Below are 13,288 nucleotides of genomic sequence, written 5' to 3' on the forward strand. Positions count from 1 at the left end.
AAAGTTTTCCTGTGCCGCCGTTTGACGAGGCCAGATGAAAAAGGGTGACCAGTATGCCGCAATCGGCCGAAAAGATTCTTGACCATGCTCCCTTGTTCCGCGAGCCGGAATACAGAAAGATGCTAGCGGAGAAGAAGCTGAATTTCGAATGTCCTCACTCCGATCAAATCGTCACTGACCAAGCTGAATACACCAAGACCTGGGAATATCGCGAAAAGAATCTTGCCCGCGAAGCGCTCGTGGTGAACCCAGCCAAAGCCTGCCAGCCGCTGGGCGCGGTATTCGCCGCCGCGGGATTCGAGCGGACCATGTCCTTTGTGCATGGCAGCCAGGGCTGCGTTGCTTATTACCGGTCGCACCTTTCGCGGCATTTCAAGGAGCCTTCATCGGCAGTCTCATCCTCGATGACTGAGGACGCGGCAGTGTTCGGCGGCCTGAAGAACATGGTCGATGGGCTCGCCAATACTTACGCGCTCTACGACCCGAAGATGATTGCTGTCTCTACCACCTGTATGGCGGAAGTCATTGGTGACGATCTGCATGGCTTCATTGAGAACGCCAAGAGCGAAGGCTCAGTCCCTCCCGAATTTGACGTACCCTTCGCCCATACGCCTGCCTTCGTCGGCAGCCACGTCGACGGCTATGACGCCATGGTCAAAGGCATCCTGGAGCACTTCTGGAAAGGCAAGGAGCGTACGGAGGCGGCTGGCACGATTAATATCATCCCGGGCTTCGATGGCTTCTGCGTCGGGAACAATCGCGAACTCAAGCGTCTGCTCAACCTTATGGGCGTGTCCTACACCTTCATCCAGGATGCCTCCGACCAATTCGATACGCCGTCCGACGGCGAATTCCGTATGTATGACGGAGGCACGAAAATCAAAGACGTAAGAGCGGCACTTAATGCGGAGGCGACGCTCTCGCTGCAGCACTACAATACCCGCAAGACGCTCGATTATTGCCAGGAGTTCGAGCAGGCTACCGCCTCCTTCCACTACCCGCTCGGGGTCAAGGCAACCGACGAGTTCTTGATGAAGGTGTCGGAGATTTCCGGCAAGGAAATCCCCGAGACAATACGCTTGGAACGCGGCCGACTGATCGACGCCATGGCAGACAGCCAATCCTGGTTGCACGGTAAAAAATATGCAATCTACGGCGATCCTGACTTCGTCTACGCCGCAGCCCGGTTCATCATGGAAACTGGCGGCGAACCCATCCATTGCCTCGCCACCAACGGCACGACCGCCTGGGAAGCCGAGATGAAGGAGCTGCTTGCATCTTCTCCCTTCGGCAAGGATGCCCAAGTCTGGCCTGGAAAGGATCTGTGGGCAATGCGATCGCTGCTCTTCACCGAGCCGGTAGACCTGCTGATCGGCAATTCCTATGGCAAGTACCTCGAGCGCGATACCGGCACGCCGCTCGTCCGGCTTATGTTTCCGATCTTCGACAGACACCATCACCATCGTTTTCCGCTCATGGGCTACCAGGGCGGACTCCGTGTCCTAACAACGATCCTCGACAAGATCTTCGACAAACTCGATCGCGAGTCGATGCTGCTTGGTGTGACGGATTATTCTTATGACCTCACGCGGTAAAAGGAGCGGTTGGCTGAGACGCGGCCAACCCTCTTCCGATGGACTGGGAGAATAGCGTAATGCAATCGCCCACTGCTAAAATCCAGGATGTTTTCGACGAGCCCGGCTGCGAGATAAATCGAGCCAAAGATGACAAGGCGCGCAAAAAGGGCTGTTCGAAACCGCTAACCCCCGGCGCGGCAGCCGGAGGCTGCGCCTTCGATGGCGCCAAGATTGTGCTGCAGCCAATCACCGACGTCGCGCATCTGGTTCATGCACCGCTCGCCTGCGAGGGCAATTCCTGGGACAACCGAGGTACGGCGTCGTCCGGTCCCACGCTGTGGCGCACCAGCTTCACCACTGATCTAACCGAACTCGACATCATCATTGGGCAGAGCGAGCGGAAGCTGTTCCACGCGCTGCGCCAGATCAAGGAAGCGTATGCGCCGCCAGCGATCTTTGTTTATGCGACCTGCGTAACCGAACTCATCGGTGACGACATCCAGGCCGTCTGCAAGCGCGCGGCGGAAAAATTCGGCTTACCGGTGGTGCCGATCAATGCGCCAGGCTTCGTTGGTTCAAAGAACCTCGGCAACAAGCTCGCCGGCGAGGCATTGCTCGATCACGTCATCGGCACCATGGAGCCTGATGACGTCGGTCCTTACGACATCAATATCCTTGGAGAGTTCAATCTGTCTGGCGAGTTCTGGTTGATAAGGCCACTTTTGGACCGGCTTGGCATCCGCGTTCGCGCCTGCATTCCCGGTGACGCGCGCTACCGAGATGTAGCCTGCTCGCACCGCGCACGCGCAGCCATGTTGGTGTGCTCGACGGCACTCATCAACCTTGCTCGGAAAATGGAAGAGCGTTGGCAAATCCCCTTCTTTGAGGGGTCCTTCTACGGCATCACCGCCACCTCGGAAGCTCTCCGACGGATTGCGGAGCTGCTCGTAAAGAGAGGTGCCGATGCACAGATCCTCGATCGCACCGATACACTCATTGCAGAGGAGGAGGCGATTGCGTGGAAAAGACTTGAATTATATCGCCCCCGGCTCCAAGGCAAGCGGGTGCTTATCAACAGCGGCGGCGTGAAGTCCTGGTCGCTTGTACATGCATTGATGGAGATCGGCATGGAGATCGTTGGCACCTCGGTCAAGAAATCGACGGCCGGAGATAAGGAGCGCATCAAGCAGGTGCTGAAGGACGAGCACCACATGTTCGAGTCGATGGCGTCTCGAGAGCTCTACACCATGCTCTCAGAGCACAAGGCCGACATCATGCTGTCAGGCGGGCGCACCCAGTTCATTGCGTTGAAGGCAAAGACACCTTGGCTTGATATCAACCAGGAGCGCCACCATCCCTATGCCGGCTATGACGGCATGGCGGAGCTCGTGCGCCAGATCGACCTGGCTATTCACAACCCTATCTGGTCCGAAGTACGGGAGCCCGCACCGTGGGAAATCGATTCTCATGCGGAGGAACAACCGAGCGCGCACACGCTCACCGAGGCTGCGGGTGTCGCGCCCTCAAAAACTCGCCGGCACGACGTCGGTGACTTGTCTGAGTGTTGAGGTAACGTAAATGGTTCACGTCTATCCCCAAACCAAATCAGCAACAGTCAATCCGCTCAAGTCGTCCCAGCCGCTGGGTGCCGCGTTAGCCTTTCTCGGCGTGGAGGGTGCGGTTCCGCTGTTCCACGGCAGCCAAGGCTGCACCAGCTTCGCGTTGGTTCAATGTGTACGCCATTTCAAGGAAACGGTCCCTTTGCAGACTACGGCAATGGACGAATTGGCAGTAGTCGTGGGCGGGGCAGGCCATCTGAAAGAAGCGATTCTCAACTTGAAGGAGCGCGCGAACCCGCGGCTGATCGGGATCTGCACGACGGCTCTAGCGGAAACCCGTTCTGAAGATTTCGCAACGCAAATCGCCAACATCAAAATGATGCGCGCGGATGAACCTGGCACGGAGATAGTGCTGGCAAATACGCCGGATTTCGATGGCGCCCTCGAGGAGGGATGGTCCAAGGCGGTCACCGCAATGATCGAACGGATTACCCGGCGGGGCCAGCAGCCGCGTCGCGCGAAAAAGGCACCAGTGATCGAGAGGATTAGAGAGCCTGGCGAGCAGCCGTTGAAACGGAAGAAACTCGCGATCTTGCCCGGCTGGCATCTCACGGTCGCTGACATAGAGCATTTGCGCGAGATCGCGGAAAGTTTCGGGCTTAAGCCGGCGATCCTTCCGGACGTATCCGGCTCGCTTGACGGAACGGTGCCCGACCGCTGGATACCTGTCACCTACGGCGGCACCAGCGTTGAGGATATCCAGGAGTTGGGCACGGCGGTGCAATGCATTGGAGTCGGAGAACATATGCGGCGGCCGGCTGAACTGCTGCAGAAGCTGACGGGTGTGCCATACACCTTATTCCAGTCGCTGACGGGATTGAGGAACGTCGACCGGTTCGTCTCGCTTCTTTCCGAGATTTCCGGCGTGCCGGCACCGGCAAAGATCCACCGTTGCCGCTCACAGCTGCAGGACGCGTTGCTCGACGGACACTTCCATTTCGCCGGCAAGAAGATCGCGATCGCCGCCGAACCGGACCAGCTTTACCAGTTCGCCACCTTCTTCACCGGGCTTGGCGCCGAGATAGTGGCGGCTGTTACCACTACCGGTGCATCACGAATTCTCGAGAAAGTGCCCGCCGAATCGATCCAGATCGGCGATCTTGGCGATTTCGAAAATCTGGCCGGCGGCGCTGATCTTCTCGTTACCCACTCGCACGGCCGCCAAGCGGCGGAGCGCCTAGGCATTCCTCTCCTGCGCGTCGGCTTCCCGGCATTTGACCGTCTCGGCAGCCAGCACAAGCTCACAATTCTCTATCGGGGCACGCGCGACATGATCTTCGAGGCGGCAAACATCTTCCAGGCCAACCAGCACACGCCATCGCCCGAGATGGTCTATGCACTGCGGAACCGGAGTAATGCCGGATGAATTCGGTTCGTCGCCTGTCGCTCGTCGCTGACGAGATTCACCCGCGGAATCACGGCGCATTGCGCATCGCGATTGCGACGCAGGATATGAAAGCGCTTAATGCCCATTTCGGATCGGCCAAGCACTTTGCAGTCTACGATGTGACGCGTAACGGCTGGGATTTCGTGGAAGCGGTGAGCTTCGATGACGTCTCCGACGAGACCGGGAAGCATCGGATCGAGGGCGATGACCGGATCACACCGAAGGTCAACGCGTTGAGCGGCTGTCACCTCCTCTTTTGTGTGGCTATCGGCGGACCTTCCGCAGCCAAGGTGGTATCGGCGAAAATCCACCCGATAAACGTGGGGCATCCTGAACCCATTCAAGACGTGCTTTCGCGAACCCAGAAAATGCTTAGCACGGCTCCGCCGCCGTGGCTGCGCAAGGCTCTGGCGCAAGCAGGTGTCGCCGAAAAGAAACCGTTCGAGGACGAGGACTGATGTCATGAAAGAAATGTCGGCCACTGCGGGCACGCCCGCTGCCAACGAGCACGAGGCGGCCCTTGCCACCCCTTTCGTCAGATGCCTCATACGACTGATCCGCGCTGAGGATGCTTATGGCTGGCAGGACGGCGCATCGGACGTGGAGCTGTTGGCCAAATTCATCGTCACCGAAGAGCAGCGCCGTCAAATCCCGATCATCTGCGATCCCGATCCGGATGTCATGTTGAGGCTCAATCTCTTTTACACCGCCGTCGGCCTTACAATCGAAGCGCGCACCGGTCTGGTGGCGTCGCCGACTATGATGATCAGCCATGAGGGCTTTGGGCGAGTGCTTCTCACGACGGGGCGGCTGGTCGTCTTTTCGAAAACAGTGCGCGACGTCCACCGGTTTCGCTTCGCGGCGCTTCGGAACCTCGCAGAGGCCGGGGCAAAACTCGTCGACGATGCGATCGCTCTTATCGAAACCTACCCCGAAGTGGCGCGAGCCTGACGGTTGAACCGTCAATAATTTAATCGCTGGCCCTCTCTGCGCTTGAGGACCGACGTGGGCAGCGGCGAGCTTTGCTGTCGACACCACCTGCCGGCGAGGAGCAATGTGTAGCGATCCGAACGGTGGCGTCGAGATTTGTCGGTTCAGCGACACAGGCTCGTTCACCAAACTTTTCTTTGCCTCTGAATAAAGGACTGAAAAGCAGCAACAAACTCCGTTTTTCGTCCAGCCGCCAACTGGCACAAGTCTTGAAGACATTCCATTGAGAGGCGCCGAAAACTGCCGATCGGTAGGGATCAACGAGGGAAGGTAAACATGGCAGGTCTGTGTCAGATCGCATGGAACTGCAAGGAGCGCATGGGCACGTGCGCCGCCACGAGGAAGTATGCTCGCCTCCCTTATCGATCTCGAACCAACATGCATATCGTCAGTGGCGACAGGAGGATCGATTTCAGCTCCCTTATTCTGAACTTCAAGGCGCGGGACTGCGCGGCAGCGCCCATACGTTTCAGATTGTCGGCGGTTCCGACCCTTTCCACATCACCGTCGCGCTTGCGACGCGCGCACCGGCCGCCGGTGGCTCCCCGGATTAAGACGAGAGGTCAACGAGGGCTTCTGGATGCCCGAACCTGGTCGTATTCACCGACGTGTGTCGGTTGGGCTTCGAGACGCTTGGAAAGCTCGCCGGCCGCCGGTGCGAAACTGGTGGGCAATGCGAGCATTGAGATCCATGGGTGTACCGAAGTGGCAGGATTGATGGTCCACCTTGGCAACGACGAACCTCGGCCATCCCGTTCTCCCCGCGGGGCCGACATCAGGCAGCGGGGCCACTCTCTCCACATGCCCCACAGTCCCGCTGCGGCGACCGTCTCAAAGGTCGAGGCTTGAAAAAGCCTCGGCACATTTTTGCAATGGCGGACCGATGATCAGCAGACCGCCACCGATAGGCTGAATAACAAAAAACGGGGATACGGACGGACGAAGACGGTTGTGACGGGATGAGATCGTGTCCGACTTGGAAGACATTCCACGTTCGGCAGCTGCCGAGAGCAGCCTGCGTTGGAGAACTTACGATGACCAATCATTTCTTTACCCGCGATGGCTCGACGTGGATTCCGCAATATCTGACGGCGATTGATGCCGTGACCTGCATTGGCTGCGGCCGCTGCGTCAAAGTCTGCTCGCGCGAAGTCATGCACCTGTACGGCGTCGACGAATCGGGTGAAATCCTCGGCGCCTGCGACGGCGAGGAGGAGGACTTCGATGGCGAGCTCAGTCGTACGATCATGGTTATCGACCACGCCGGCCGCTGCATCGGCTGTGGAGCCTGCGCCCGCGTCTGCCCGAAGAAGTGCCAAACCCATGTCGCGGCTGACCAAATTGTTGGTTGATCTGACGGAGAACCAGGAGAACTGGCGTTGCCTTTCAAGTCCTTATGTCGCGTCCTCGCACGCAAAGTAATCATTATAGCACTGGGTACTTCGGTGCTTCTTCAAGTTGCATATTTCGGAAGCGTTCGTTTTTTGGTTTGGCGGGAGAGGGAGAGGTGCACTCGGAGAACTATCGAAAGGACCGGGCAGAAAGGGCCGGCTCTCACCATTCCCAATGCGCATGGCTGCAAATGCATTTTGCATGGTGGGGAGCGGCTATCTCGCACTAGCATCGGACGGTGCCCGAAGAACGCGTAGTAGATATAAGACTAAGGTAGCATGAAGAATAAGGACTAAAACGATCGGCACATTACCGAATCCCGCTGTTATCCCGGATCTCGACCACGACAAGGTCGTTACCGCTCCTTTTATCAAGTGTCTTGTGCGATTGATCCGCGCGCAGGATGCCAACGGATCTTGGAAGGAAAAGTGCGACGTTGATGTGCTTGACCTCTTAAGTGCTATGCGCTTCCACCCATAGGCGATCCCAATCCGGACGTACTGTGGAGGCTCGACGTGTTTTACCAGGCCGTCGGGTTCGCTATCGAGGAGCGCTCCGGCCTCTTGGTGTCGCGGACTATGAAAATCAGCAATGAGGGCTTCGGGCGTATGCTTTTTACAACCAGACGGCTCGTCCTTCTGTCGAAAACCCTGCGCGATATTTACCGATTCGGCTTCAGGTCTCTTCGTAAACTAGGACGGGCGCTAAGCTGGTCAACGATGCGGCCCGAGTCACCGAAGCTGATCCGGACGTGGCACGGGCGTAGCGCCGCTGTTTTAGAGGAAAAGATCACGCCACAACTGAACCGCGCCGGGTTTGCCGGAGGCTCCAACTTCTGAGAAAGTGGAGCCGATATGAGCAAGACAACAAACAAATTTTCACCTGAAGTCCGCGCCCGAGCAGTGCGGATGGTTTTGGATCACCAAGGGGAATATTCCTCGCGATGGGCGGCGGTTTCCTCGATCGCCGCCAAGATCGGCTGCATGGCGCAGACGCTCAATGAATGGGTGAAGAAGGCGGAAGTGGACGATGGTTCCCGGCCTGGACTCCCAAGCGAAGTCGCCGAGAAGATGAAGGCTCTGGAGCGGGAGAACCGCGAGCTTCGGCAGGCCAATGAGATACTGCGCAAAGCGTCCGCTTATTTCGCGATGGCGGAGCTCGACCGCCCATTGAAGCGATGATCTCCTTTATCGACGAACACCGCTCCGTATTCGGGGTCGAGCCGATCTGCAGGCTGCTGCCGATTGCCCCATCAACCTACTACGAGAACGTTGCCAAACGCCTGGACGTGGACCGGTTATCGGTCCGCGCCCGCAGCGACATTGCCTTGAAGATCGAGATACGCCGTGTGTTCGAGGCGAACTTCCGCGTCTACGGCGTGCGCAAGGTCTGGCGGCAATTGAAGCGGGAGGGCTTCGATATAGCCCGCTGCACCGTCGCCCGGCTCATGCGATCGATGGGACTTCAGGGTATCATCCGGGGCAAGCCGATCCGCACGACGATCCCGGACAAGACGGCTCCGAGCCCGCTCGATCGGGTGAACCGCCAGTTCAAGGCTCCTGCGCCGAACAGGCTCTGGGTTTCGGATTTCACCTATGTGGCCACCTGGCAAGGCTTCGTCTACGTGGCCTTCGTCATCGACGCCTTCGCGCGCCGGATTGTCGGCTGGCGGGTGAGCCGGACGGCGCATGCCGGGTTCGTCCTCGATGCTTTGGAACAGGCGCTTCATGAGCGGCGTCCCGTTCATGGTGGCGGCCTGATTCACCACTCGGACAGGGGCGTTCAATACGTGTCGATTAAGTATTCGGAGCGATTGGCGGAGGCAGGCATCGAGCCTTCCGTCGGAAGCGTCGGCGACTCTTACGACAACGCCCTCGCCGAAACGATCAACGGCCTCTACAAGGCCGAGGTCATCCATCGGCGAGGACCGTGGCGCAGCTTCGAAGCGGTTGAATTCGCCACTCTGGAATGGGTCGACTGGTTCAACCATCGACGGCTTCTGGAGCCCATCGGCAACATTCCCCCCGCCGAAGCCGAGGAGCAGTATTACGCCATGCTGGACGAACCAGCCATGGCTGCATAACTTAAACCAAACAGCCTCCGGCAAACCCGGCGCGGTTCAGGCCTTTGACACTCCTTCAATCAAGTTTAACCGACTCGGATCATTCACATCGAACTCAATTACCCGTGGTACAAAAAGGCGAGCATAGCGTGTAAAGGCGCTCGTCGGCGGGAAGCGAATTACAGTGTCGCATCGCCCTAGTAGATACATCTCAAGGATAGCCGAAATTCCGCCGTCAACCCCAAGCTCTGGAACGTGCAATGGGCCAGTCTGATGCGATCGGAAACGCTTAGGGATGGTGATAAGATCGGGGAACATGTCCGACAAGTAGGCCACCACCTGCGCGTTGTCCGTCGACAAGAATATCCGCACAGGTTTTGGGTGGCCTAAAGTTTTTGCCTTATCAATGGCAGTGCATACTCGGCGCATCGCCAGCTCCGGATCGGCCCAATAGGGTGCATGGTCCATAATGTCTTCGCCGTTGCCATGCCGAACATGAACACCAATGACACTGTGTCCCGCAAAGCTCTCCTGATAGATGGTCTCTATGCGGCTTTGAATCTCAGACCGAGGCTTGACACTCCGAAAAATCTGCCGTTCGGCTCTCTCATCGCAACGCCACATTAAGCACGCGTCGCACACCACAGTTTTAGCGCCCACATCACCTTGGGCCTGAAAAAGCTCGCTTAGTTCATCGCGTTCTCGGAAGACCTGCTCATCTGGTCGGTAAAGGCAATCGATTGACGGCTTATTCCACCAGTCTGGGTAGAATGGTCCCGGGAATGAGAATTCGTTGATCTGGTCGTCGCAAATAACCGACACGCCATCGATGTCTTTGACCGGTTCGAAGAACACCGGAAATGCGTTCGCGAAGGGTTGGTCAAGATAGCACGATCCACGCCAGTCAATGGCGAGCATTCGCCCCGTGCGCTGCGCGTACTGCCAAGCGGCCGCTAACGACCACAGACAGTCACCAAAACCGGTACGCCTCCGAGAGACAACGAACCGATTCTCGATCAACTGACCATCAAGCATTCGCGGCGGCCCCGTTTCCGAATGCAAGGGGGCGAGTTGGATCTGGCGCGGGCGCTCGGTCCATGATTGTTCGACCACGGCGCCGGCCAGTGTGGTGGCGGACCCTGCAGCACCGTGAGAACCTGATGTTTCCTCTTGAAGGCCCACTATTTTTTGCGTCGCTTGCATTTGCCTGATGCACTCTCCTCCACTCAAACTCAGCGCTTTCTAGTGTGGCCAGTGGCATCGGCAAAATTTATTGTTTGGATAGCACCCATCCATGAGATCGATGCAATGCAGTCCGGTCGCGTCCCGGGGCGAGGTGTAATTCGACGGTAGCTAGGCCGCTCGCGAGCGCGCCCACAACAGCGCTGTAGGGAGTGAGCGGCGTAGCGGGTGATCATCAGTGTTTTCCGGTAGGGTCGGGTTGTTCAAGCTCAAACCTGATGGAAAGACCACTGATGACCGACGATATGATGAACTTGCGCTCGCTCGTTGAGAAGAGCGCCGATGCCGATTTGTTGCGTGAGATGATCGGCTTTGCCGCCGAGAAGCTGATGGAGCTGGAGGTCGGCGCCAAGACGGGCGCGCCCTATGGCGAGAAGAATGCACTTCGGCTTGCCCAGCGCAACGGCTACCGCGAGCGGGACTGGGAGACGCGGGCCGGAACCGTCGAGCTGCGTATCCCAAAGCTCAGGACGGGCAGCTATTTTCCGAGCTTCCTGGAGCCGCGCCGCATGGCCGAGAAGGCTCTGACGGCCGTGATCCAGGAAGCCTACATCCAGGGTGTCTCGACCCGCTCGGTCGATGATTTGGTCAAGGCGATGGGGATGAGCGGCATTTCCAAGAGCCAGGTTTCCCGCCTGTGCGAGGAGATCGACGACAAGGTCAAGGCTTTCCTTGCCCGGCCGATCGAAGGCGATTGGCCATACCTGTGGATCGATGCCACCTATCTCAAGGTCCGGCGCGGCGGGCGCATTGTCTCTGTGGCCGTCATCATCGCTGTCGGCGCCAACACCGACGGGCGGCGCGAGGTGCTGGGCATGGAGATCGGCACATCGGAAGCCGAACCGATCTGGACGGAGTTCCTGCGCAAGCTGACCAGACGCGGTCTCAGCGGCGTCAAGCTTGTGGTTTCCGATGCCCATGAAGGCATCAAAGCTGCCGTCTCCAAAGTTCTTTCCGCCACTTGGCAGCGTTGCCGGGTGGGGCTGTTGAAAAATCGAATGTTGGCGGCTGTTATGCGGAGGCCACCAGCAATCCAAATGCAAAGGCTTTTCCTTCTCGCAGCCGATCTCGAACTGAGTTGGGGGCTTCTCGGCAGCACACGAGCAGCAAAATGGCCAGAAATGCGCTCGCCAGGCGTTTCAAGTTGACTGCTGCGGCTGTCAGATAGGCTTGAATCTTCATATTTGTCAGGCCGCGCCGGATCGCTCTCGATAGCCCGTGCGAGGTCTTGGCTTCACCATGGTAGCCCTCTGAGCGCCAGCGGTGGCGCTGGTACAAAGCTCGGTCTTCATCCGACCAGCGTTCTCGACGGCGGCGAGCTCGCAGAAGTGCAGGATAGTCGTCGCCCAGCACCACAGCTTTGTTAACACGTCCCTTCGAAAGACAGAGTCGGGACATATCGCAATGCCGGCAATCGGCAGCTCGCGATGTGAAGAAGCGCCCATGTTTGACAGCGCGACCCGCCTTCAACATCTTGCCGCGCGGGCATTTGGTGTCGTGCTTGGCGTCGTAGCGGAACCGGTGCATAGGCACTGGGCTGCGGATCGGCTCTGCTTTTGCCGGAATAATCGCTTCGATCGCCCGCTTTTCCATGCCAGCAAATACCTTGGCGTAAGCATAGCCGGCGTCTGCTGTTGCAATTTTGATTTCCGAACCTGTCAGCGCGGCGACCGTGTCGAGACGACCAAGTATGACCTGCCCCTCATTGATCTCGCCTGTAGTGACCTCGACATCTAAAACTACGCCGTAAGCATCGTCCACCACGGCATGCTGCTTGTATGCCGGCTCAAGCCTACGATTGCGCCCGTTCGTCGCCATCGACGCGTCGGGATCAGTGACACAGACCTTCTTGTATTTACCGGTTTTACGACTCTTGGGCTCTCCATCAGTGTCTTCGTTGGCGACGGCGACAGCATCCACATGGCGAACTGCGAGGCTCTCCCAGCTCACATCCGCACGGATGAGAGAAGCATCGACATGAACAATCTCTCCCTTGGCGATCTTGGCTGCCACGCAGACTTTTACCGTTCGCTCAAAAATCTTCCGGAAGCGCTCGGCACCCCAACGTTGACGGATGCGTGTCAGCGATGAATGGTCGGGAAGAACTTCATGCAAACCGAAACCGACAAACCAGCGGATCGCAATATTAACCTGCGCCTCACGCATCAGGCGACGGTCGTGGACAATTCCGAGCAGGAAGCCCGCCAGCATCAAGCGAACTGCGACATCTGGGTCAATGCCGGGTCGACCGACACCGGCAGCATAAAGTTCGGCAACCTCCTCGTGCAGCCAGGAGAGGTCTAAAACCGCATTTACTTTAACCAGTATGTGATCGTCCGGGATCAACTCCCGCAGCGAGCCGCACATGTACAGTTCGAGCTGATCGCGTTCTTTACGGCCGAGCATCGTGAACCCTCCAGAGAATCAACGATTGCCCAATTGAATCAGACGCATGAGACTTCTTCAACAGCCCCCGGGTGCACTTCATGAGAAACGCGTTGGCGCATGCCGGAAAGAGTGGCCGACGGGTCGTCTCAGCCTTCATCGCCACAGCCTTTGCCCAGGACACGCCGGAAGCAGCAAGCACACAGTGGCGCAGCGTTGCCGATCAGATCAGGCCGAAAGTGCCAAAGCTCGCAAACCTCATGGACAATGCCGAGCAAGATGTGCTGGCTTACATGACCTTCCCAAAGCAGCATTGGACCAAGCTGCACAGCACCAACCCCATTGAGCGTCTCAATGGCGAGATCAAGCGACGCACTGACGTCGTCGGCATCTTCCCCAACGGTGAGAGTGAAGAGCAATCGATCCAGTGAATCGATTGCCGCTCGAACGCCATCGTCAGGCTCGTCGGTGCACTGTTGCTCGAACAGAATGACGAATGGGCCGTTCAGCGATCCCGTTACATGACCCTTGAGACCATCGCACAAATGAGCGATGATCCCCTCATCAGCCCGCCTGCTGCGGCTCGCTGACCCTTTCCCGGCTCAGCCGGAAAGCACGGCGATCACCAAGCCGA

9 protein-coding genes, 3 pseudogenes and 1 other annotated feature are annotated in these 13,288 nt (G+C 58.0%); of the genes and pseudogenes, 10 read left to right on the top strand and 2 right to left on the bottom strand.

Going from position 1 to position 13,288, the window contains the following annotated elements; all coding sequences use genetic code 11:
* Positions 1-53: 53 nt before the first annotated feature.
* The 8 genes and pseudogenes from nifK (at position 54) to NBG89_RS29255 (ending at position 9,048) form a co-directional block, all read left to right on the top strand.
* Positions 54-1,595: a nitrogenase molybdenum-iron protein subunit beta gene (nifK, locus tag NBG89_RS29220; RefSeq protein WP_416068566.1), complete on the top strand. Its 1,542-nt coding sequence runs from the start codon at positions 54-56 to the stop codon at positions 1,593-1,595.
* A gap of 59 nt (positions 1,596-1,654) precedes the next feature.
* Positions 1,655-3,145: a nitrogenase iron-molybdenum cofactor biosynthesis protein NifE gene (gene nifE / locus NBG89_RS29225; protein WP_416068565.1), complete on the top strand. Its 1,491-nt coding sequence runs from the start codon at positions 1,655-1,657 to the stop codon at positions 3,143-3,145.
* A 10-nt stretch (positions 3,146-3,155) separates the two neighbouring features.
* The gene (gene nifN, locus NBG89_RS29230; protein WP_416068564.1) at positions 3,156-4,562 is read left to right on the top strand and encodes a nitrogenase iron-molybdenum cofactor biosynthesis protein NifN; all 1,407 of its coding nucleotides are present in this window, start codon (positions 3,156-3,158) and stop codon (positions 4,560-4,562) included.
* On the top strand, positions 4,559-5,041 hold the full coding sequence (nifX, locus tag NBG89_RS29235; RefSeq protein ID WP_416068563.1) for a nitrogen fixation protein NifX: 483 nt from the start codon (positions 4,559-4,561) through the stop codon (positions 5,039-5,041). Before nifN ends, nifX begins: the two co-directional genes overlap by 4 nt.
* 4 nt (positions 5,042-5,045) lie before the next feature.
* Positions 5,046-5,534 (top strand): NifX-associated nitrogen fixation protein, encoded by a 489-nt coding sequence (locus NBG89_RS29240; protein WP_416068562.1) that lies wholly within the window; start codon positions 5,046-5,048, stop codon positions 5,532-5,534.
* Between the two features lie 1,073 nt (positions 5,535-6,607).
* A complete protein-coding gene (gene fdxB, locus NBG89_RS29245) occupies positions 6,608-6,925 on the top strand; it encodes a ferredoxin III, nif-specific (RefSeq protein ID WP_416068561.1) in 318 nt (105 codons plus the stop codon).
* Between the two features lie 340 nt (positions 6,926-7,265).
* Positions 7,266-7,731: pseudogene (locus NBG89_RS29250) on the top strand (NifX-associated nitrogen fixation protein).
* An 88-nt stretch (positions 7,732-7,819) separates the two neighbouring features.
* Positions 7,820-9,048 (top strand): IS3 family transposase gene (locus NBG89_RS29255; protein ID WP_416068522.1). Its coding sequence is split into 2 segments (ribosomal slippage): positions 7,820-8,114 and positions 8,114-9,048, totalling 1,230 coding nucleotides; the frame shifts between segments, so codons are not numbered across the junction.
* Positions 8,101-8,217: a sequence feature (AL1L pseudoknot), on the top strand. (Overlaps the previous gene by 117 nt.)
* A gap of 36 nt (positions 9,049-9,084) precedes the next feature.
* On the opposite strand, the gene NBG89_RS29260 is transcribed toward NBG89_RS29255, so the two are convergent.
* Positions 9,085-10,062, bottom strand: a complete 978-nt coding sequence (locus NBG89_RS29260; RefSeq protein WP_416068781.1) for a nodulation protein NodZ — start codon at positions 10,060-10,062, stop codon at positions 9,085-9,087.
* Between the two features lie 440 nt (positions 10,063-10,502).
* Between NBG89_RS29260 and NBG89_RS29265 the strand changes: the two are divergent.
* A pseudogene (locus NBG89_RS29265) lies at positions 10,503-11,261 on the top strand (IS256 family transposase); the annotation flags it as partial.
* A 19-nt stretch (positions 11,262-11,280) separates the two neighbouring features.
* On the opposite strand, the gene NBG89_RS29270 reads toward NBG89_RS29265, so the two are convergent.
* Positions 11,281-12,675 (bottom strand): transposase, encoded by a 1,395-nt coding sequence (locus NBG89_RS29270; protein WP_431324649.1) that lies wholly within the window; start codon positions 12,673-12,675, stop codon positions 11,281-11,283.
* Positions 12,676-12,743: 68 nt separating this feature from the next.
* On the opposite strand from NBG89_RS29270, the pseudogene NBG89_RS29275 reads away from it, so the two are divergent.
* Positions 12,744-13,244: pseudogene (locus NBG89_RS29275) on the top strand (transposase); the annotation flags it as partial.
* Positions 13,245-13,288: the final 44 nt, after the last annotated feature.

The organism is Rhizobium sp. YTU87027 (assembly GCF_050644135.1).
GTDB lineage: Bacteria > Pseudomonadota > Alphaproteobacteria > Rhizobiales > Rhizobiaceae > Rhizobium.